Origin of the sequence: Virgibacillus phasianinus (genome assembly GCF_002216775.1) — a bacterium.
Classification (GTDB): Bacteria; Bacillota; Bacilli; order Bacillales; family Amphibacillaceae; genus Virgibacillus_F; species Virgibacillus_F phasianinus.
The window spans coordinates 552,281-573,332 of sequence record NZ_CP022315.1; the positions used below are offsets into that span (position 1 = coordinate 552,281).

The 21,052-nt window shown below is 40.9% G+C and carries 16 protein-coding genes and 3 riboswitches; of the genes, 2 read left to right on the plus strand and 14 right to left on the minus strand.

Going from position 1 to position 21,052, the window contains the following annotated elements; genetic code table 11:
• Positions 1-49 precede the first annotated feature (49 nt).
• Positions 50-149, minus strand: a riboswitch (purine riboswitch).
• A 170-nt stretch (positions 150-319) separates the two neighbouring features.
• From CFK37_RS02745 to CFK37_RS02760, 4 genes are all read right to left on the minus strand, one after another.
• The gene (locus CFK37_RS02745; RefSeq protein WP_089060463.1) at positions 320-1,609 is read right to left on the minus strand and encodes a purine/pyrimidine permease; all 1,290 of its coding nucleotides are present in this window, start codon (positions 1,607-1,609) and stop codon (positions 320-322) included.
• 292 nt (positions 1,610-1,901) lie between these two features.
• The gene (locus CFK37_RS02750) at positions 1,902-2,777 is read right to left on the minus strand and encodes an SDR family oxidoreductase (protein ID WP_089060464.1); all 876 of its coding nucleotides are present in this window, start codon (positions 2,775-2,777) and stop codon (positions 1,902-1,904) included.
• A gap of 449 nt (positions 2,778-3,226) precedes the next feature.
• Entirely contained in the window at positions 3,227-3,802 is a 576-nt protein-coding gene (locus CFK37_RS02755; RefSeq protein WP_089060465.1) for a DUF2179 domain-containing protein, read from the minus strand.
• A gap of 56 nt (positions 3,803-3,858) precedes the next feature.
• Positions 3,859-4,572: an MOSC domain-containing protein gene (locus tag CFK37_RS02760; protein WP_342746737.1), complete on the minus strand. Its 714-nt coding sequence runs from the start codon at positions 4,570-4,572 to the stop codon at positions 3,859-3,861.
• Between the two features lie 104 nt (positions 4,573-4,676).
• Here CFK37_RS02760 and msrA point away from each other — a divergent pair, with 104 nt between their 5' ends.
• Together msrA and CFK37_RS02770 are read left to right on the plus strand one after the other, a co-directional pair.
• Complete coding sequence (gene msrA, locus CFK37_RS02765; protein ID WP_089060466.1) at positions 4,677-5,210, plus strand: peptide-methionine (S)-S-oxide reductase MsrA; 534 nt, start codon at positions 4,677-4,679, stop codon at positions 5,208-5,210.
• Between the two features lie 61 nt (positions 5,211-5,271).
• Positions 5,272-6,438, plus strand: coding sequence for an MFS transporter (locus CFK37_RS02770; RefSeq protein ID WP_089060467.1), 1,167 nt, complete (start codon positions 5,272-5,274; stop codon positions 6,436-6,438).
• Positions 6,439-6,552: 114 nt separating this feature from the next.
• Here the strand turns inward: CFK37_RS02770 and CFK37_RS02775 are convergent, their stop codons facing one another.
• From CFK37_RS02775 to CFK37_RS02820, 10 genes are all read right to left on the minus strand, one after another.
• The gene (locus CFK37_RS02775; protein WP_089060468.1) at positions 6,553-8,007 is read right to left on the minus strand and encodes an NADP-dependent glyceraldehyde-3-phosphate dehydrogenase; all 1,455 of its coding nucleotides are present in this window, start codon (positions 8,005-8,007) and stop codon (positions 6,553-6,555) included.
• A gap of 317 nt (positions 8,008-8,324) precedes the next feature.
• Positions 8,325-9,659, minus strand: coding sequence for an NCS2 family permease (locus tag CFK37_RS02780; protein ID WP_089060469.1), 1,335 nt, complete (start codon positions 9,657-9,659; stop codon positions 8,325-8,327).
• Positions 9,660-9,828: 169 nt separating this feature from the next.
• A riboswitch (purine riboswitch) is annotated at positions 9,829-9,929 on the minus strand.
• Between the two features lie 179 nt (positions 9,930-10,108).
• Positions 10,109-11,644: a glutamine-hydrolyzing GMP synthase gene (gene guaA / locus CFK37_RS02785; protein ID WP_089060470.1), complete on the minus strand. Its 1,536-nt coding sequence runs from the start codon at positions 11,642-11,644 to the stop codon at positions 10,109-10,111.
• 119 nt (positions 11,645-11,763) lie between these two features.
• Positions 11,764-11,867, minus strand: a riboswitch (purine riboswitch).
• Positions 11,868-12,424: 557 nt separating this feature from the next.
• Entirely contained in the window at positions 12,425-14,623 is a 2,199-nt protein-coding gene (locus tag CFK37_RS02790; protein WP_089060471.1) for a transglutaminase TgpA family protein, read from the minus strand.
• Positions 14,620-15,657, minus strand: coding sequence for a DUF58 domain-containing protein (locus CFK37_RS02795; protein ID WP_245837297.1), 1,038 nt, complete (start codon positions 15,655-15,657; stop codon positions 14,620-14,622). The genes CFK37_RS02790 and CFK37_RS02795 overlap by 4 nt, the downstream gene beginning before the upstream one ends.
• 229 nt (positions 15,658-15,886) lie before the next feature.
• Positions 15,887-16,849, minus strand: a complete 963-nt coding sequence (locus CFK37_RS02800) for an AAA family ATPase (protein WP_089060472.1) — start codon at positions 16,847-16,849, stop codon at positions 15,887-15,889.
• Between the two features lie 183 nt (positions 16,850-17,032).
• Entirely contained in the window at positions 17,033-17,224 is a 192-nt protein-coding gene (locus CFK37_RS02805; RefSeq protein WP_089060473.1) for a hypothetical protein, read from the minus strand.
• 6 nt (positions 17,225-17,230) lie between these two features.
• Positions 17,231-18,415, minus strand: a complete 1,185-nt coding sequence (locus CFK37_RS02810) for a Ger(x)C family spore germination protein (protein WP_089060474.1) — start codon at positions 18,413-18,415, stop codon at positions 17,231-17,233.
• The gene (locus tag CFK37_RS02815) at positions 18,405-19,514 is read right to left on the minus strand and encodes a GerAB/ArcD/ProY family transporter (protein ID WP_089060475.1); all 1,110 of its coding nucleotides are present in this window, start codon (positions 19,512-19,514) and stop codon (positions 18,405-18,407) included. Before CFK37_RS02815 ends, CFK37_RS02810 begins: the two co-directional genes overlap by 11 nt.
• A complete protein-coding gene (locus CFK37_RS02820; protein WP_089060476.1) occupies positions 19,514-21,049 on the minus strand; it encodes a spore germination protein in 1,536 nt (511 codons plus the stop codon). Before CFK37_RS02820 ends, CFK37_RS02815 begins: the two co-directional genes overlap by 1 nt.
• Positions 21,050-21,052: the final 3 nt, after the last annotated feature.

Sequence of the window (21,052 nt, forward strand, 5' to 3'; positions counted from 1 at the left end):
ATGAATAGACTTATCTTTAGCACATAAAACGGACCATTGCTTACTAAGGCAACGATTCATCCTCCCTCATAGTCCAGCATTTACGGTGCTGGGTAGAAACTTCTGAGCCATATTCTCAGGTATATATGAGGAACCCGTATTCATTTGTTAGCTTTAGGATACCAAATAAGGTGATGGGGTGTCAACAAAAAATCGAACAATGAATATAAATGTATATTTAATGTTCGGTTTTTGGTGAATAAGGAGGTTAAAACCAGAGGGACGCGCGATACCAGTTGACAATCGCCTGCTGGTACCGCGTCTTACAGTGATGGTAAAACTATTGATTTCGTGACAAGCCTGCCTTATCACTTTTTCTATTCATTATCTGCTCCAGAATAATACAGAGGAGCACACCAACAACGAGTCCATTATCAAGGATAGATGTCAGGGTGCTCGGAAAGCCCGACCACGCTTCTTGAGGGACAAACATTGCCCCAAATCCAGCCATTAGCGATACACTAATAATAAACACAGACTTTTCATTCCCGAGTTCCTGTTGATAATTCGAAAAACCGAGCCCTATTAAACTCGAAATCGATAGAAATATAACTGCATAGCCAACAGGCATCGGAATTGCTGCGAAAAATGACATGAGCGGCGGGAACAAACTGATGATGATCATCGCCCCGCTTCCTATTAAAAACGGCAGGCGTTCGGCAATTTTTGTTGTCGATATAAATCCGGCGGCGGTAGCCATCGGGACACCGCCAACCGCTGCAAACAAACCTGTCAAGGCTTGGTTAACGCCCATTACAAACCCAGAACGATTATAATTCAGCTCCTCTTTTTTACCTGTGACACCTGAAACCACATTCATACTTGCTACCATATTCGCCATTAAAATAAACGCAGTAAAAATGGAAGTAAGTACGACGCCAATATTAAAGGTTGGGACCCCAAACGCCAAAATCTCAGGAAGCGCGAACCACGCGTCCACTTCAGACGTTATTGGTTTGGCAATGCCAACAATCGCAAATAACAGCCACCCAAAAGCAAGGCTGATCAATACAGAATAACTGCTTAAAATGTGATTCTGGCTTCGTGATAATGTAACAGCAAGAACCATAGTCGCTACGGCACATAGAGCGACGATAAGATCAACGCCATCTGAGGAATAGCCAACACCAAAAATCCCTTTGATAAACGGACCACTTAGCTGCGTAACGAGTAAAACAAGATAAGTTCCAGTTACCATTGGCGTGAACATTTTTTCAACAACATCCATTTTTCGAAACACGGCCACAAGGATAAACAACGCACCACTGACAAGTAATCCTAATTCAAGACTGCGCAGAACAATTTCCACATTTTCCGCCGAAGATACAAAGCCAGCATACATTAGGAAGACTCCCCACCATAAACCAGCGGGACCATTTAAGATAGGCAACTTATGTCCGAACAACCCTTGCAGGAGGGATGCAAGAGCCATTACAAAAAATGTTCGCTGCAGAAGTTCCGCAATATCCGCCTGGGACATACCGAAAGCATTCCCAACCGATAAAGGGGCAACAATGACACTGGTCATGATAAAAACCATCCATTGTGCTGAAGAAAATGCTAGTCTCATATGATCATGACCCCCTCACTCGTAAATTTTTTATATTAAAAACCGATCATATCATATGAAAACACGGAACTGCCAAGCAGACGACTTTATAACTGCAAGAAAAAAAGAGCACCACATTGGTACCCTTCCTCTAAAGAAAAGCGGAAGCACCCCGTTTAGAAGCGGACGGCATAAGCAAGGGACCGTAGAACGCATGGGTTTCGCGTTCGTAGTGTCCATTGCTTATGACGGCAGCTTCTGGGTGCTGGAGCTAGACATATTTTGGTTTATGCTTTCTGATCTTTTAAAGAACTTAAGAACTAACCATTGCCCCACCGTTCACATGTATGACCTGGCCAGTAACATATGACGAATCATCTGATGCAAGATACACGTATGCCGGCGCCAATTCATATGGCTGACCTGCCCGTTTCATTGGTACATCTGTGCCCCATGTAGTTCCAATATACTCAGCGGAAAAGCTTGAAGGAATCAGCGGCGTCCAGATTGGACCTGGTGCAACAGCATTAACACGAATCCCTTTACCAACAATATTTTGTGACAATGCCCTGGTAAAACCCACAATCGCACCTTTTGTCGAGGAATAGTCAATCAATTTTTCATTGCCCTCATAGGCTACAATGGATGCTGTGTTAACAATTGAACTACCTGCTTCCAGGTATGGCAGTGTAGCTTTTGTCATGTAAAAGAATGCATAAATGTTTGTTAAAAATGTAGCATCCCACTGTTCATCTGTAATGTCCAGCAAACTATCCTGTGGGAACTGAACCCCATGATGATTCACTAAGATATCTACTTTGCCAAAATAATGAAGTGTCTGTTCAACAACATACTGACAGTGTTCTTTACTTCGCAGGTCTCCAACAATTAACAGACATCTTCTACCAAGTTCCTCAATTCTATACTTGGTACGGTATGCGTCCCCATTTTCATACTCGTAATAATAAGGAATAACGATATCGGCGCCTTCCTTCGCAAAAGCAATTGCCGTTGCAGCCCCAATACCACTATCTCCACCAGTAATAATTGCGACTTTATTCTCAAGTTTCCCAGCACCCTGATAATGCGGATTCTCAATAATCGGTTCCGGTACCATCAGTGACTCAATCCCGGGCTGTTTATTCTGATGTTGCGGTGGAAAAGGCGCGTCGTAATAATAATAACTCATTCAAATTTCCTCCCAGAAAAAATCCATTCCCAGATACTATATTCTTCAGGCTGGCATTGGTTCATTTGACCGAAGACCTGAAGAGGATCAGATTAAGATGATAGTCAGATATCGGCCATTTCAGGTGTTTATCGGCTGAATTTTTGATTAATCGGCCGTTTTTGAAGTTTTATCGGCCAAATATTATATTTATCAGCCACTTTTATCATTTTATCGGCCGTTTTTAAAATTTATCGGCCAAACTCCGATTATATCCGCCATTCCTAGTAGCATTAAGAAAAGCGGAAGCGCCCCGTTTAGAAGCGGACGCATAAGCAAGGGACCGTAGAACGCATGGGTTTAGCGTTCGTAGTGTCCATTGCTTATGACGGCAGCTTCTGGGCGCTAGAGCTAGACAGATTTTCATTTATACTTTCTGATCTGTAAAAAAAGAGCGGGTCCAACCCGCTCTACTCTTTTGGCATCATATTCGCTGAATTATTCTTTTTGCCCAACCTGCCTTTTCGGACCTGCTTAACCCAGAATCCGCCGACAATTTGTTTCGGCTCGTAGGAGATCGTAAAGGCTTTCGGGTCAATCGTTTTAATGGTTTCATATAGTTTTAATTCATATTTTCTTGGTGTCAGAATTTGCATTGCTAACCGGTCCCCGTCCATACCATAAGCAAACCAGCTTGTTACACCATATCCTTTGTCACGAAGTTTGCGCGTGAACTCAATGTTTGGATCGGATGAGATTACATTTACGGTAATGTAGCCGAGCGCTAACTTCTCTTCAATCTTAGAACCAACAATGACACCTATACCGAAGCCAAGTGCATAGGCAATGATGTTCTGAATTTCATCTAAGTTATCCAGCACCAAACCTAATCCAATTACATACACAACAATTTCAAACATACTGATAAAGGCCGCAATATACTGACGACCTTTTAGCGTTAAAATCATGCGGAGTGTATAGAGTGAAACGTAAACAATGTTAATGATTAGAATAATTGCCACCATTATATAAGCATTTTCAAGCAAAATTAACCCTCCATTACTTTCTATCATTAATTAAATCTATGAAAACAACTGCTGTATCATGCTTCTTTATTTGGTCCATAGACACGCTTTCCTACAGAGGATTTTTGCCCGCGCAGGCGTTTATGTAATGTTCGCCTCCAACTTGGTGCTAACAAATGGCAGGAAGCAAGTTCATCAGCCCTGCGGAGATCTTCCTTGTAAAAATGCATTACTTCATTACATGCCGCGATTGTCCACTCCGGATATGGTCGTTCTATCAGGTTAAGCGAACCGCCACCTGAAATATAGCCTTCCTTCAGTACACGAAAGTACCATCCAGTGCGTCCACTGTTTTGAATTTGCAATGCAAGGTCCATCACATGGAACCGGCGTGCAGGCTTCCAGCATGGCTGTCTAGGTTGGGAAACCTGAATAATTGCCTCCCCAATTTCGAAAGTGTCGCCAATACAAATGGCATATTCATCAACATTGGTAATGACAAAGTTCTCCCCCATTGCGCCTATCCCCATTTGATCGGTACCCAGCTTTTTTTGCCAGAAAGGATAATGCGCCGATGGATAGGCGAATACTGCTTTTTCTGGACCACCGTGATTTTTGGTGTCAGCTACTTCATCATTCTCGATACCTGTTTCGCTTAGCCAACTTTTCCCTTCCGATTCTTTTTTAAACATGCCACTTTCCCATGGTCTGTCCAAAGGATCTGCTGCCCCCGGCTCACCCAATCGTTTTACTTTTCCCGTTAAAATTTTCTGTATATATGGAGCAATCACCGTGCCACCCACCCCTTATTTATGATATAGTTGATGAACTTAATTAATAGTTACACAAATTATAATTCTCTTCTAAAAAATATACAAATAAGGAATGATCGTTTATGGGGATAGAAAAACAAAAAGCAACTTTTGCTGGCGGGTGTTTCTGGTGCATGGTAAAGCCATTTGACACATGGGACGGCGTTTATTCGGTAGTTTCCGGTTACACTGGCGGTGATGTGATAAATCCAACATATGAGGAAGTGAAAACGGGACAAACCGGGCATTACGAAGCCGTCGAAATTACTTTTGACCCGGAAGTAATTGCTTATGAAAAAATCATGTCAATCTTTTGGCAGCAAATTGACCCCACTGACGATGGCGGGCAGTTTCAGGATCGCGGTGACTCCTACCGCACGGCAATTTTTTATCATAACGATGCGCAACGAATTGCTGCAGAAACTGCAAAAACTGAATTAGAGCATAGTGGCAAGTTTAAAAAACCTATAGTTACAAAAATCTTACCAGCTGTAAATTTTTATACAGCGGAAGATTATCACCAGGACTTTTATAAAACGAATGAACAAGAATACAAGAAGGACCGCTCAAACTCCGGAAGAGATGAATTTATCGAGAAAGTCTGGAAAAAGGATTAATCCTTCTATTTGCGGCCGGTGTTTAGTATACTAAGTTTTTGATACAAAGGGGGTAAATACCTTGACCAAAAACGATTCGCTGCTTCCACTTAAAATGCTTTTGTTCAGTTTTCATGCCACTAATACGATTATCATTAGTTTCCTGCCATTATATTTGAAACATAAAGGTCTTGATGGAACAGAAATTGGCTGGGTGCTGGCTGTGGGTCCCCTGGCTTCCATTTTCGCCCAGCCCTTTTGGGGTTACATGAGTGATAAATATAAGACAGTTAAACGGATTCTATTAATCTGTATTATGGGTCTACTTATTAGCAGTGTCCTTTTCTTTCAAATGAATGGCCTGCTGGCAATCATTCTGATGGGTGCAGTATTTTACTTTTTCACCTCACCAATTGGTGCTTTGGGAGACAGCCTTGCACAACGGCGCTCGGATGATCTTAGGGTTTCTTTTGGAAGTATTCGAATGTGGGGTTCAATTGGATTTGCTACATCGTCATTAATTGTTGGAGAAGTTCTTTCATCGATTGGGATCCAATATATGATCTGGCCATACTTGTTTTTCGGCGTTATTGCATTACTGGTAGCGTTCAGGTTAACCGATGTGAAGGTAGAGTCAGATCCAATCCAGCTAAAGGATGTTAAACAAATCGTTACGAACAAACCATTTATTATCTTCCTTGGCATTATTGTTTTTATCACAATTTCTCACCGGGCAAATGACAGTTATATCGGATTATACATAGCACAACTCGGTGGCAGTGAGAGCATGATTGGATTAGCATGGTTCGTTGGTGTAGCCAGTGAGGCACTTGTTTTTGCTTTAGCGGGGAAATGGTTTAGAAAATATCATCCGCTAATTTTCATTATAGCTGCTGGAATAATTTATAGCGGAAGATGGTTTATTTATTCAGCAATTGACGATCCAATCTATATTATTGCTCTGCAATTTCTGCACGGGGTAACATTTGGCGTCTTTTATTTATCCGCATTCAACTATATTACTAGATTAATTCCAAAACTGCTGCAATCAACCGGACATTTGGTATTTTTCGCTGTATTCTTCGGCGTATCCGGTATTGCTGGCTCATTGGTAGGTGGCGCGCTGATTGACTCCTTCGGTGGCGGCACACTATATGCAGTAATGGGATGTTTCTCACTAACTGGAACTGTAATACTAACCTTGTATCATTTGCTGCCGTATGGAAAAGCAATTAAAAGAGCGCAATAAGATATTAAAACAGCCTGTTTAGCAGTTTAATAGCTCAACAGGCTGTTTTACATTGTTTTGTAATGACCACTTATATAATCTCACCTTTTACGAGAATCAAGCCGAATAACCCTTTTACCCCTGATTCATATTTAAAACAATTACCTTCTCGCGGGTTGCGGACTCAATACTATTACGAATACCTTGTACACCTAGACCAGATCCTTTTACGCCAAGAAACGGAAAATGATCTGGCCCTCGTTCCGTTTTGCCATTTATTTGCACCGTACCAGTCTCAAGTTCATTGCTAATATGGATTGCCTGTTCAACACTCTTCGTGAAAATACTGGCCTGCAGACCATATTCAGATTCATTGGCTATGGTTACCGCCTCTTCAATATTTTTGACGCGAATAACTGGTAGAACAGGCCCAAATGGTTCTTTCCATGCAACCTCCATGTCTACCGTTACGTTATCAAGCAACACAGGATAAACAAGGTTTCCTGCCCGCTTGATTTCGGTTAGGGCAGTTGCACCTTTAACAACAGCATCATCCACCAATTGTTGAACGACATCTGCCGCTTTTCCATTAATTAATGGTGTTACAACAGCATTGTCTTCAGGTGCACCCACTTTTAATGCATTAACTTTTTCTTTCAATTTATCAACTAAGGCATCCGCCACTTCATCCATCACAAGCACCCGTTTAATCGCAGTGCACCGCTGGCCGGAATAGGAAAATGCACCAGCGACAATATCTTCAGCCGCTTTTTCAAAATTTGCATCGTTTAATACAATCGCCGGATCCTTTCCACCTAATTCAAGAATAACCGGGATCATGGATGCCTTCCTGGAAATGGCTTCACCGGTTTCCGTTCCTCCGGTAAAATTGATCATATTGATTGATGGGTGGGTTGTTAAATGATCACCAATCTCTGATCCCTTTCCTGTTACAAGATTAACAAGTCCAGCAGGAAGCCCCGCCTTGTCAAGCGCCTTAATCATTAACGTCCCGCTTATCGCACCCTGTGTTGCCGGCTTGAAAACAACTGCATTTCCGGCAATTAAAGCAGGGGCAATCTTTGATGCCGACAGGTTGACCGGATAATTAAAAGGAGAAATAGCAAGAACAACACCAAACGGTTTCCTTTGTACCATCGCCAGCTTGTTGGCACTTCCAGCGTTAAAGTTTCCCCCGTTAATCAACTCACCGTGAATTCGTTTCCCTTCTTCGGCAGTATATTTGATAAAATCGGCAGTTCGTACAACCTCTTTTTCCGCTGAAGAATATCCTTTACCGACTTCCTTCATGATAGTTTCCGCTATTTCCTCTTTCATCTTAAGCAGCTGGTCCGCCCATGCATAAAGCAATTCCGCACGCTCACTAAACGAACGATTTGCCCAATCTTTTTGCGCTGTCTTTGCCCCAGCCACAGCAAGGTCCACTTCATTTTCCGTCATAGCCTGCACGGCACCGACCGGCATATTATCGGACGGGGACAGATTTTCGATTGTTTTACCAGAACTAGTTTCTTTCCACTCCCCGTTCAATAATAATTGATACGTATTTGCGATTAATTCTGCTTTCATTCCATCAAACCCTTCTGTTTTTGTTATTAATTACCAAATTTAAATATGTTTTACATCATAATAGAGAAAACGCTTCCACGTCAACAGAAAATTTAAACTAATTATAATTTTTTTATAATTCATTTTCCAAACCCCTGTAAACCCAACAAGAAAAGCGCAAGCACCCGTTTAGAAGCGGACGCATTAGAAAGGGACCGCAGAACGCATGGGTTTACTTATGACGGCGGCTTCTGGCGCTGTAGCTAGACATATTTTATACATTTTTATCTTTTAAAAAAGCCTGATTTCCGAGGAAACCAGGCTCTAATTCTATATAATCAACTTAGAAATATAAAATATAAAACAAAAATAACAAATAACAAATACATAATTGGATTTATTTCCTTGTAACGACCTTTTAAAAGCATCGTAATCGGATAGAAAATAAAGCCAAGTGCGATACCTGTTGCGATGCTATATGTTAATGGCATGGCAACAATGGTCAAGAATGCCGGGACAGCAATTTCAAACTGATCCCAATCGATGTTCTTCAATGAGGATGCCATCAATACACCAACAATGATTAAAGCTGGAGCAGTAACCTCTGCTGTTATTACACTTAGTAAAGGAGAAAAGAACAATGCCAGGATGAAAAGGCACCCTGTGACCACTGCAGTAAATCCAGTTCTTCCACCAGCCCCAACGCCCGCAGATGACTCAATATAGGATGTTGTGGTTGATGTACCAACAATTGAACCGACAACTGTAGCTGTAGAGTCAGCAAACAATGCCCTGCCAGCACGCGGAAGTTTGTTATCCTTCATCAAACCAGCCTGTGTGGCAACAGCCACTAATGTTCCAGCGGTATCAAAGAAGTCAACAAAAAGAAAAGTAAGAATAACGACAAGCATGTCCATCGAAAAGATATCACCAAAGTGACCAAATGCCTGACCAAAGGTTGGCGCCAAGCTCGGCACTTCACCAACCACTCCATTAATCCCCGTTGGCGGAGCAATCAACCCTGTTACCATTCCGACGATAGCTGTCACCAGCATCCCGTAGAAAATACCCGCTTTAATATTAAGGCTTAGAAAGACAACAGAAATAATAATTCCAAAAATGGAAAGCAGGACGGTAGGCGATGTGAAATCACCTAATGCAACAAGTGTAGCATCATCACCAACAATAATACCTGCATTTTGAAAACCGATAAAAGCGATAAAGAACCCTATCCCAACACCAACAGCAAGCTTTAGATTGGCAGGAATCGCATTAATGATCTTTTCACGCAGTCCCGTTAACGTTAATAACACAAAAATAAGTCCTGAAACTAAGACACCGGACAAAGCTGTCTGCCATGGAATTCCATACCCGAGTACAACTGTATAGGCAAAAAACGCACTTAATCCGATACCTGGCGCGAGAGCGATTGGGTATTTTGCGATAATCCCCATAAACAATGAACCAATCGCACCAGCAATTGCAGTAGCTGTAAAAACAGCCCCCTGATCAATTCTGGTTACCCCTTCCGGTAAATCCTGAACACCAACTAATGCAAGTGTGTTTGGATTTACAAATAATATATATGCCATGGCCAAAAAGGTTGTTAACCCTGCAACAAACTCTGTTCGATAGTTTGTCCCCAACTCTTCAAAGCGAAAATACTTTTTCACATTTATTCCTCCCTGCTCATTTAATTTGCAGAAAAACCCGATTCGCCTGTTGCGAATGCTGAAGCTCTTTCCTTTGTCCCTTATGCTTTCCATAAATTAAAAAAATAGCACACTTGGACGAAACAAGAATGCTACCCTGACCAGTTCAGAAAAAGCCAACAATATTTTTCATGTCTGCTTTATCCTGCGTAGTCAAACAATTTACGGTGTTTGGTAGAAACTCTTGGGCCATATCCCCACAATTATACGCATGCTATTTAATTAGTTAGATTGTACTACTCTTTTTTCTGCCAGTCAACTAAAAGACGAACGTTAAGACAAGAAACAATCTTAATGTTCGTCTGGATTAGAAATATACAGAAAATCTCTAGTTCCGACACCCAAAGCCGTTGCAAGCCCATTCCATTTTGTTTGTCTAGTTTGGCTCTCAGAAGCTGTTGCTTTTCTTCTTATTCCCACTCTATCGTTGCTGGCGGCTTGCTTGTTACGTCGTAAACTACGCGATTGATGTGCTCAACTTCGTTTACAATCCGATTCGATATTTTTTCCATAACATCCCATGGTATACGTGCCCAATCAGATGTCATTCCATCTATCGATGTCACTGCACGTATTCCAATCGTATAATCGTACGTCCTGGCGTCACCCATCACACCTACGCTTCGAATATCAGGTAACACGGTAAAATACTGCCAGATTTCACGTTCTAAACCTTCTTCTGCAATAACTCTGCGCAATATTGCATCTGATTCTCGTACAATTTCAAGCTTCTCATCTGTTATTGCGCCTAGGACGCGGATAGCTAGTCCTGGACCAGGGAAAGGCTGGCGCCAAACGATAGCTTCTGGAAGCCCTAATTGTAATCCTAATTCACGGACCTCGTCCTTAAACAATGTATTTAACGGCTCAATCAATTCAAATTGCATATCTTCAGGAAGTCCGCCAACATTGTGATGTGACTTTATAGTTTGTGCGGTCTCCGTACCACTTTCAATGATATCAGTATAAAGTGTTCCTTGTGCAAGAAAATCCATGTCCTTTAATTTTCCAGCTTCTTCATCAAAAACATAAATAAATTCATTCCCAATAATTTTACGTTTCTTTTCCGGATCACTTTCGTTCCGAAGCTTCGATAAAAAGCGTTCCTGTGCATCAATTTTGATAACATTCATGTGAAAGTCATCAGCGAATGTTTTCATTACTTCATCCGCTTCATTTTTCCGCAATAATCCATGGTCAACAAATATACATGTTAACTGATTACCGATTGCTTTGTGGATTAGTGCAGCTACAACGGATGAATCTACTCCACCACTCAAGGCGCACAGCACATTGCGATTTCCTACTTTTTCTTTAATTTTATCTACTTCCATTTCGATAAAGTTTTCAATTGTCCAATCTCCATCGGCTTTACATACATCAAAGACAAATTGTTTGAGTACATGATTACCGTATTCAGAGTGCCTGACCTCTGGGTGGAACTGCACACCATATAGCTTTTCATCCGGTTTGCTCATCGCAGCAATTGGCGTTGATGGACTTGTTGCATCAACGTGAAATCCTTCTGGAACTTCCAATACCTTATCACCGTGGCTCATCCATACTGATTGGTTCTTTGGCGTGTTTTGGAATAATACAGGATCATTACTAAGCTCAATCAGCGCTTTTCCATACTCACGGTTTTTTGCTTTTGTTACATTACCGCCAAAGTGCAGTGTCATCAATTGCATTCCGTAACAGATACCGAGAATCGGAATATCTAAGTCAAAGATTTCTTTATCACATCGAAAACTATTTTCATCATAAACACTATGAGGGCCACCAGAAAGAATGATACCTTTTGGGTTCATTCGCTTGATTGCTTCTGCTGTAAGTTTATGTGAATGCAGTTCACTGTACACACCGAGTTCACGTATGCGCCGTGTAATCAATTGATTATATTGACTGCCAAAATCCAATACCAAAATCATTTCATTCGTTTCCATGACAACTCTCCTTATCATATTAAAAACCTGGATTTCCTGCCTAATCTGCTAAAGGATAATGGGTTTCATTCCAAAGCAGTACATAAAGGCAGAAATCCAGGTTCTATACTATCGTAACCACGAACAGATTTCGCCTTCATAGTCAGTGCGTTTACGGTGCACCGGTAGATACTTTCAGGACCATATTACCCGAGGATATACGAATGGCTTTTCTTTGTCCAGCTGCGACTCCTAGCGACTAGCAAATAGTTAGTCCTGATGAATGTGCGTAAAGATCAACGCACTTTCACAGTCCTATCTATTTGTACGTCGCTGGGCAGTCGCCTTCGCTTTTCTTTGTCCAGCTGCGGCTCCTAGCGACTAGCAAATAGTTAGTCCTGATGAATGTGCGTAAAGATCAACGCACTTTCACAGTCCTATCTATTTGTACGTCGCTGGGCAGTCGCCTTCGCTTTTCTTTGTCCAGCTGCGGCTCCTAGCGACTAGCAAATAGTTAGTCCCGATGAATGTGCGTAAAGATCAACGCACTTTCACAGTCCTATCTATTTGTACGTCGCTGGGCAGTCGCCTTCGCTTTTCTTTGTCCAGCTGCGGCTCCTAGCGACTAGCAAATAGTTAGTCCCGATGAATGTGCGTAAAGATCAACGCACTTTCACAGTCCTATCTATTTGTACGTCGCTGGGCAGTCGCCTTCGCTTTTCTTTGTCCAGCTGCATCACCCCTAACCGGGTGGTGCAGCTTTTCTATATTCCCTTATTCTACTTACACACGTTTACCTGGTCAAGACCTTATGCGTTTTATTAAATCTTTCCACAATTGGCTCAGTTTATTAAATTCGATTGAATCCCTTGTCTTTGTATATAGTATTTCTTCATAGGAGTTCGTTAATTCGCCCATCGTTCCTGTATCGAAGCGCCGATCAATTCTTCCGGCATATTCTCTTAGTGTTTGCCCTGATTCTTTCGGTAATCCCTTATGTGCTAATTGTTTTAATAAAAAATGATAAGCATCCTGATAGTTCTTTTCATTTTTATTCGTTTTAAGCCGTATTCTGATAACATAATATTGAAACCGGAATCGCAATAAATAAATACTCCAAGCAAGCAGCGCAACCGCAATAACACCAAATCCTATATACCACCAGTTAATTTCTGTATCAGGATGCTTACTCGTTGAATCCCCTTGAGCTTCCTCCTGGTCTTTCTTAGGTTCTGATTTCTCGTCATCCTTTTTCATAACTGGGGTTGCCTCATTATCCTCCTCCATCGCAACCGTTGAATCGAACTGAAAATCTGCCAGGTTTGAGAATCCTTGCGTAGGTTCAAAAGGAACCCAGCCTTTCCCTGGAAAATAAACTTCAACCCAAGAATGGGCATTTGAATTTGTAACCTCATAGGTGTCGATCGATGTGCCAGGACCTCCTACATTGTTTTCAATTTTTTGCCCGCTTGTAAAGCCCTTCACCCATCGTGCTGGAATATCAAGCGTGCGAAGCATAACAACCATAGATGTTGAATAATTATCACAATATCCGACCCTTGATTCAAATAAAAATTGATCGACATAGTCCTGGCCATCTCCCGGCACTGAAACATTTGTGGTGCTGTAGGCAAATCCATTTTGGCCAAAATACGTTTCGAGTGTCCGCGCAATGTCATAGCGGTTACTTTCGCCGGCTGTTACTTCCCTGGCCAATTCCCCAACACGTTTTGGAAGTGTTTCAGGTAATTGGGTATATTGTTCCCTTATATGCGAAGGGTCATCTGTACCTGCCTGTCGCAATGAGTTAATCTCAAATGACGGGGATTCATAGGTCATCGAATAAAAGTCCGGCATGAAATCATTATTATGAAATTTAGCAATCATTGATCCAGATTGGTTATCCAATAGCAAATCGATCGGTTGAGCCACCCTGAATCGCTCAATTCCATAAGGATAAATAACTTTTGGAATTTGAACGTTACCGGTGAACTGCAGAGTTGCTGTAAACGTCTCCGTCTCTACACTTTCATCAAACGTTTTAAGTAAAATATTTTGAGGATCCTGTTTGATATATTCAGGCTCATGTGAATTCTCCCAGCCTTTCCCCGTATATACATCCTTCGTTTCAATGCGCCAGTACTGTTCTTCCTCCGTGGTTACCTGAAAAACAGGGGTATCGTCCTGAATGAATGACCCGCCAAGCCTGGTATCATCTTCCCCGTAACCAACTTTCCGAACAACACCTGATCCACTATCCATAGAGCCCGCGCCTTCTGCCGTACTTCTAATAAAAGGAACTGGATCAGGCCATTGAGGGTCCAGCTTTGGTGCTGCGTATCCTACTATGGTTGACAGAAGCACCACGCCAATTAACGGAAGTACCCAAATCGCTGTCTTTTTCATCCATAGAAATTGGATTTCCTCACGATCCATTTCCCGCATAAAACTTGCCAATCCTAGAGAAATGAAGGATATAATGAATATCCTGACGATTGCTGCCTCCGCACTAAAGACGGTAAAAGTATCAAGAACAGCAATATAGATAAAGGTTAAAACCACAAATAAAAATATCCGGTTCATTGCTACGAACCAGTAATAAATTAAATAGCTCATTAACCAAATTAACAGCAGGAATAACAAGCTGCGAAACATTGGCGTTAAATTATACCAATCCTGTGAAAAGAGTGCTGACAAATTAATAGAAGCTTCAGAGATTACTTGGGAAAATAAAGCTTTACTAAAAAAAAGCCCCTCGAAATACAATGAATATAAAATGTAGAGAAGCCCTGCACCTTTTAAAATAAAGGACAGCCACCATTTCATTTGTAATAATGTTATAAAAAAACAAAGGGCAGCATACAGTACAAATAAAATTAAATAACTAGTATCCGTAATTTCCTGTACGGGATATAGCCATTCTAAAAATAGAACAAATCCGGCCGCATACAAAATCGCCCTGTAGATAAAAGGCGTTTTCGTTTCCATTACACGGTTCATACTACACGCACCCCGATTCTATCCTGATTCAATTGCTTTTCCGTCATTACATTGATGACAACACCTTGAAACTGCAGTCTTTGAATAAGTTCACGTTGTTTATCCGTAATCAAATTAGCCGATTGAACAAAACAAATAATAATTCTCTTTGAGCGCTGTCTCATCTTTTGCATGTTTTCCACCAATGGTTCGTCCAAGTTTGTTGTAATGATAATTGCAATAACTCCTGTCGTTAGACGTTTCGCTTCCTCCTTCAATTTAACCGCAAATGGTTGTATTCCACTTGGCTGAATTTGTGTTAAATGCTGTCTGATAAATTGTTTCTTACCCGGATCGTGGTGTAACGGTAAAAAGACATCTTTTTCTCCAATAGAAAGAAAGCCTACCTGCGTGGATTGTTTGCGAATAGTCTCCATCAATGAAAGGCTTATCTCAATTGCTGCCTCAAAGGCTAACACATTTTGATTTCCATGGCCGCATCCATCCAAGATCAGTATGGTATCGGTGCTCTTTTCCTGTTCAAACTCCTTCGTCATAACAGAATTTTTCTTCGCAGTTTGCTTCCAATCAATCCAGGAAAATTTATCCCCTGGCATGTATTCCCTTATCCCAGAAGCTACATTGGTGTTTTTTAGTGAAGTATTCTGTGCAGAAATGGATCCCTGCTCATAACTGTTCATTTTATCGGTCAGCTGCACCTGTCGTTCGTTTGGATAAGCGATCAGATTATCAAAGACATTGAAAACATGTTCCTTTTTAATAAATCCAAATAGATCGCCTGTCCGAAATCGAATGGCAAATAATTGATGTTCACCGCGGGGAATTTCTGCAATCTGATAACCTAGGGTAATGTGACGTTTAAAACCGGCGAATACGACTTTCTTTATTTTCCTTACCTGCTCAAGCCCAGCAGGGTTTGCCATGTGCTGATATTTATCCGTGCGGTTATCCACTTTATTCAACGATTCAGGAAACAGTTCTTCACAAATGCAATAATAAAGCGGAAACGGGAAAGATCGTTTGATTGTTATCATGACATCTACTTTTTCCCCGGCTCTGACAACGTGGTGTGAGACCTCCCGTGATACTGTTATCCTATTTATCGGGTAAACCAGCATCCCCACTAAATAAAGGAAGATTGGGAGGAAGCCGTAGAATAGGAACCAACTTACAAATCCCCTTGAAACATTGCGTACGAGAATAACAATAAAAAAATGAAGACGATAAAAATGAATTTACCAATAAACTGTACCGTCCCTTTCATTAATTAAAGTCCTTTCGGATCGGAATGTAGGTGTTCAATACCACAGAGGCAAGCACATCATCACTCGTCATCCCTTCATATTTAGCCTCAGATGACAGGATGATTCGGTGCGAAAGCACAAAAGGGGCAAGATACTTTACATCATCAGGAAGTACATAGTCCCTGCCGTAGATGTAAGCAAGCGCCTTTGATGCGCGCATTAAAGCAATCGCTCCGCGGGGACTGACCCCGAGATAAATAGACGGATGCTTACGGGTTGCACTCACTAGATTAATAATATATTTTTGAACATTCTTATCAATGTAAACATCTTTAACGGCCTCTTGTAAGCCAACAAGCTCTGATCTGCTCATAACAGCAGATATCTTTTCAATTGGATGGTCAAATGACATGCGGTCCAGCATCTCAAGTTCATTCTCATAAGATGGATAACCCATTTTCAGCTTCAATAAAAAACGGTCGAGCTGCGCCTCTGGCAATGGATATGTACCCTCATATTCAATTGGATTTTGTGTTGCCATAACAAAGAAGGGCTGCTTCAGTGAAATCGTATTCCCATCGACGGTAACACTTTTCTCTTCCATTCCCTCCAAAAGTGCTGATTGCGTCTTTGGTGAAGTACGATTAATTTCATCTGCCAGCACTATATTGCCAAGAATCGGCCCTCCGCGAAACTCAAATTCTAGTTCTTTTGGATTATAAATAGAAATTCCCGTAACGTCTGAGGGCAATAGATCCGGGGTAAACTGAATTCTTCTAAAATCACAATCTAGTGATTTTGCCAGTGTGCGAACAAGCATCGTTTTTCCAACGCCTGGCACATCCTCTAGCAATACATGGCCTTGGGCGAGCAAAGCAACTAAACTAAGCCTTGCAGCTTCTTCCTTGCCAATCATTACCTTATTAATCGTTGCTAAGACATTTTTAATATTTTCATTATATACAACCGTATCTTGCTTCATTATATAAACCCCTTCCATAAGGCAGCTAATTATCCAAACATACTACTTTAACTATACTAAAAAAGACTCAGTAAGTAAAAGCAGAATAATAGGAAATTTTACATATTAATATCAGCAGTATTTACAAATAAAGAAAAAATTAAACAGAGAAAATCCCACCAAAAATCAATCTTTGGTGGGTAATTACTTTTTCTTTTTCTCTTTCTTGCCTTTTTTCATAATGCTTGTATCTGTTATTGTCTTTTTCCATGGAGGGTCCCCGTATTTGTGCAATCGTTTATTAAGCTTGTAAACGAGATACGGAATAACAAAGGCTAGTAAGGTGCAAATAATCACCATGAATTCCGGCATTCGTCCGACAAGATTAGCCCACATGACTCATCACTCGCTTCCTTTGTCCTTCGTTTTATCCGTCGCACCAACCGACCGGACAATTGCATTTGCTGTAACTTTTATATTGCAGTCAGCAAAAATATTATCCCCATGATCCCAGTCATCCTTCATTTTCTGCCAGTCATCATAATGCCTTTGCTTTAATAACTCAGCAAAGCCAAAAATGTCCGCATTCAAGTCTTTTTGTGCCTTTTTTAATGTTTGATTGGCGAGCTTTTCCATTTTCTTGCTAATCCCTTTTTCAATTTCCGCAAATCGTTTAGGTGTTAACAGTTTTTCACTTCCATACATCTCACCAATCCTGCCCTCCGCTCCAATTTTAATGGATATATCTACCTTGTTATTATCGTTTACCTCAATTTTTATTGAGCTCTTTGTATTTTGAATTTCGTATATCATCAAATGATTGTCAATTTCAAATTCGACAGTTCCGCCGTCATTATTATGGGTAATAAAGTTTAAACCTTTTGTTTCCTTGCCTGTTAGTGTACCAACCATTTGGTTGTTATAACCATGTATTACTGCGACACCATTCTCTTTGATTCTCTTTCCATCCTCGGTGGTTGTAATGCGGGGCAGGACGTAGCTTCTATCTGTTAATAAATACTCATGAACCTGGCCTATCCTAACAGGCATTATTACTCTCGCTGACTTATAATTGTTTTGCAAAATGGAATCAATATAAATAGCTGGAAGCTTTTGGGCATCCGGCTCTACAGCAAGGATATTTTTGGCATCATTTTCCGAAACAATTACTTTCATTGAACGCCGCATTTCCTGATCACGGATAAAATCATCCATAACACTAGCAAATAACTCAGGTTCTTTCATCACTTCTTCTGAAACAACGATAACCTTTAGATGTTCAAAATAGCCAGCTCTGCTTGTTTGGGTGTCCACATATCTTATGATTTCAAACAGGCTCTTGCCAGTAGCTGAGATATTTGTGAACGCCTTTGGTCCCCCTGATTCACCAGGTGCCCCAAGGCCAGCTGGCACTACAAATTGGTAGGTCATTTTTACGTTGTAAAAGTCTGATTCCTGTTGGTCAGCCAAATCGATCGCCGTCCCAACAACAAAGCCTCGGTCTTCAATAGCCACTTGATCCCAGCAACCTGATAAAAAGAAGATACATGTACAGACAGTTAGGAGATAACCCTTGCTATTTTGCACCCCGCTTCACCCCTCTAATTTTTGCCATCACGAATAGAATTAACCCGATCAATACAGTGTATATCAATGCAAGATCAATTGTAGTAGAACCGAATGTAGAAACCTCCATTATATTTTGTGGAAACATACCAATTGCGTAAACAAGTGGCGCTACTAAAATAACTATTTTTATTTTATTTGTTTTCGTAAAGATCGAGTTGAGGCACAAAACAACGATATCCAAAGCCATTGATGTTGTATTGAAAATAGCCATAATCCAGATCACGAAAAAAACGGATTCAAATCGTTCTAAAAATCCTCCTGGAATTTCTACTCCTTTAGCTAATTCAATGGTTGGATAAATGAGATTTGTCGTTGCCGCGTGACCAAATACACCAATACACATAACAAAAAGGATGATATATAAAACCACAGGTATACACATCCCATAAGCAGCCAATTTGGGTGTTCGCTCGGGATTATCCACTAGTCCTATATAAAATAAAACAATGACGAATCCGGCGTAAGAGGTAACTCCTGCATGCATTCCCTTTATATAACCTTGAATGTCTGTTTTAAATAATGGAAGCAATTGATTGGGGTCAAACCATCTTATATTAAATACAAGGACAGCAAGGGCAATAAAAAGAATGATTGGCAGGAACATCATATTCAATCGAAATAACCCTGCCCTAGAACCTGATACAGCATATACAACGACTAACAGAAAACTAAGCGCTATTACCTCAACAGGTGTACTGTCAAATAAATACTGCTTGGAAACATCAGCAATCCTTCTAACCTCAAATGCTGTTACATTTAACCATATGGCCGCAAATAATAGGGAGACAATAATCGCAACTGGTTTGGAAAGAACGACAGACGTAAACCGAAAGAATGATTGATTTGGAAATTTAACCGCAAGCTTAGCAAGTAACCAGGTAATTAGAATGGCAATGACACCACCACCAAGTATACCTATCCAGCCATCTGATGAAATGGTTACTGAAGCCAAATCTTTTGGTAATGATAAGATGCCCACACCAAGGACAATTGATGGTAAAGCAATCATAATTTCCTTATCGCTGATCTTTTCATCCCCATACTCAAAGCTTTTCATTATTTCTTGTCTCCTTTATCCGCTGATATACTATCATTCGGCTTCAGATATTCCGGACGTTTGGTTAACAGCGGTATCGGTGCACGGAACACAAGGTCCATCCAATCCCTGAAAAATGTAGGTGCAAATGGACTCGAATAAGGCACCCCCATGCTCTTAAGATTTACAATATGAATATTAATCATAATGTAAATGAGGATAATGCCGTATAACCCCAATAATGCCGCCGCAAACATAAACACAAAGCGTACCAATCGAAATGAAATTGCCACACTATAGGCTGGCAAAGTAAATGAAGCAATTGCGGTTAGTGCAACAACAACAACCATAACCGGGCTAACAATCCCGGCCTTTACAGCTGCATCACCAATTACAAGCCCCCCCACAATACCGATTGTTTGACCAATGGTTGTCGGCAAACGTGCTCCCGCCTCTCTTAGTAACTCCATTGTGATGGCCATTAGAATTGCTTCAACAAATGGTGGAAATGGTACACCATCCCTTGTTGCAGCAATGGAAAAAGCCAGTTTTGATGGAATCATTCCCTGGTGGTAAGAAACTAGCGCAATATAAAGTGCTGGTACAAACATCGCAATAAACGCAGCTAAGTACCGTAATGCTCGCAAAAGGGATCCAATCGTCCAGCGTTCATAGTAATCTTCCGGAGATTGAAAAGCATTACCAAGTGTAAAGGGGGCTAACAATACAAATGGTGTTCCATCCAGCATAATGGCAACCTTACCCTGGGTAATCGCAGAAGCAGTTGCATCTGGTCTTTCTGTATTGGAAAGCTGAGGAAATGGTGACAGGAAACTGTCCTCAATCCATTGTTCAACATAACCTGACTCTGGTGCATCATCCATATCGATTGAATCAAGCCGTCGATTCACTTCTTTGATAAGATCTGGATGGGCAACCCCATCTAGATATGCAAACACTAATACTTTTTTTGAACGTCTCCCCACATAGCGCGTTTTAAAACGAAGGTTGGGATCCTGAATGTTGCGGCGAACAAGCATCATATTCGTCCGGATATTTTCGACAAATCCGGAACGTGGGCCACGAATTACGGATTCTGACACAGGCTCCTCGATGGCGCGTGATTCCCAGCCCTTCGTGTCCATAATCATTACCTGATCGACACCATCTAAATAAAAGATGGTATCGCCATATAGCAGGGACTTCGAAATATCATCCAATGTTTTTGCTTTTTCAATAGCACTTGCCGAAATGATCTCCCAATATATTTCTTCAAATAGTTTTTCCGGCTGGGATGGTAATTCTTTACGCTCATTTACAATCTGTACATTCTTCACAATGTTGTTATGTATAAGTTCCGTGTTTACCAATCCATCTATATACACAACAGCACAATGATGGGCGGTCCCACGAACAACAAATTTTCGAATAACTAAATCGTTTGGTTCCTCTAACATTTGCTTAAGATTATCTAAATTTTTATCCAGTTCTTTTACTAATTCAATGGAAAAATCCTCTTGTTCATTTTCAGCTTTCTTTTTCTTTTTTCTTCTCATAAA

Excerpts from the sequence above, each read along its gene's own strand:
- CFK37_RS02745 (WP_089060463.1), bottom strand. The coding sequence starts at position 1,609 with ATGAGACTAGCATTTTCTTCAGCACAATGGATGGTTTTTATCATGACC.
- CFK37_RS02750 (WP_089060464.1), bottom strand. The coding sequence starts at position 2,777 with ATGAGTTATTATTATTACGACGCGCCTTTTCCACCGCAACATCAGAAT.
- msrA (WP_089060466.1), top strand. The coding sequence starts at position 4,677 with ATGGGGATAGAAAAACAAAAAGCAACTTTTGCTGGCGGGTGTTTCTGG.
- CFK37_RS02775 (WP_089060468.1), bottom strand. The coding sequence starts at position 8,007 with ATGAAAGCAGAATTAATCGCAAATACGTATCAATTATTATTGAACGGG.
- guaA (WP_089060470.1), bottom strand. The coding sequence starts at position 11,644 with ATGGAAACGAATGAAATGATTTTGGTATTGGATTTTGGCAGTCAATAT.
- CFK37_RS02790 (WP_089060471.1), bottom strand. The coding sequence starts at position 14,623 with ATGAACCGTGTAATGGAAACGAAAACGCCTTTTATCTACAGGGCGATT.
- CFK37_RS02795 (WP_245837297.1), bottom strand. The coding sequence starts at position 15,657 with ATGATAACAATCAAACGATCTTTCCCGTTTCCGCTTTATTATTGCATT.
- CFK37_RS02800 (WP_089060472.1), bottom strand. The coding sequence starts at position 16,849 with ATGAAGCAAGATACGGTTGTATATAATGAAAATATTAAAAATGTCTTA.
- CFK37_RS02805 (WP_089060473.1), bottom strand. The coding sequence starts at position 17,224 with ATGTGGGCTAATCTTGTCGGACGAATGCCGGAATTCATGGTGATTATT.
- CFK37_RS02815 (WP_089060475.1), bottom strand. The coding sequence starts at position 19,514 with ATGAAAAGCTTTGAGTATGGGGATGAAAAGATCAGCGATAAGGAAATT.
- CFK37_RS02820 (WP_089060476.1), bottom strand. The coding sequence starts at position 21,049 with ATGAGAAGAAAAAAGAAAAAGAAAGCTGAAAATGAACAAGAGGATTTT.